1 protein-coding gene is annotated in these 703 nt (G+C 78.1%); it reads right to left on the minus strand.

Going from position 1 to position 703, the window contains the following annotated elements:
* A partial coding sequence (locus KUM32_RS37205; RefSeq protein WP_254406673.1) for a condensation domain-containing protein occupies nt 1–703 on the minus strand: 703 nt, incomplete at both ends.

Here is a 703-nt window from a genome sequence, read left to right on the forward strand (position 1 = left end):
GGTGGGGGCGGTGACGGCGTCGGACTCGGGGGCCGGCGTCCAGCTTCCGGCGACCGGGTCGCCGCCGGGCGCGGCGCCGTCGAAGCGGCCCAGGTAGTTGAAGGCGACCTGGGCGCCGCTGGGGGCCTGCGCGTACAGCAGCCCGTAGCCGGTGCCCTGGCGCGGCACCGCGCGCAGTTGTTCCTTCACCCGCTTGACCGCGGCGGCGGTTCCGGTCCCGCCGGGGGCGACGCGGACCGGGTACTGGGTGGTGAACCAGCCGACCGTGCGGGAGAGTTCGGCGCCCTCGACCAGTTCCTCGTGGCGGCCGTGCGACTCCAGGTCGATGAGGAGGGAGTCGGTGTCATCGCCGTCCGTGGCCTCCCGCTCCGCGACCACGGCCAGGGCGAGGGCGGCGAGCAGCACGTCCTCGGGGGTGGCGTGGAAGGCGGCGGGCACCTCGCCGAGCAGCGGGCCGGCCAGCTCGGGCGCGAGGACGGTGCGCAGCGTGCGGCAACCGGCGGCGGTGTCGGTCGCCGGGTCCAGGGGCCTCGTGCCCAGCGGGGGTTCGGCGCCGGCCAGGGTCGCCTCCCAGTGCGCGCGCTCGTCCTCGTGCCGGCCCGCGCCGGCGCGCAGTTCCCTGGCCCAGTGGCCGAAGGAGGTGCCGGGGGCCTCCAGCGTGCGGGGCGCGCCGGTGGTCGTGGCGCGCGGCCCGGTGCCGTCG

Source organism: Streptomyces sp. AC627_RSS907 (genome assembly GCF_019049165.1).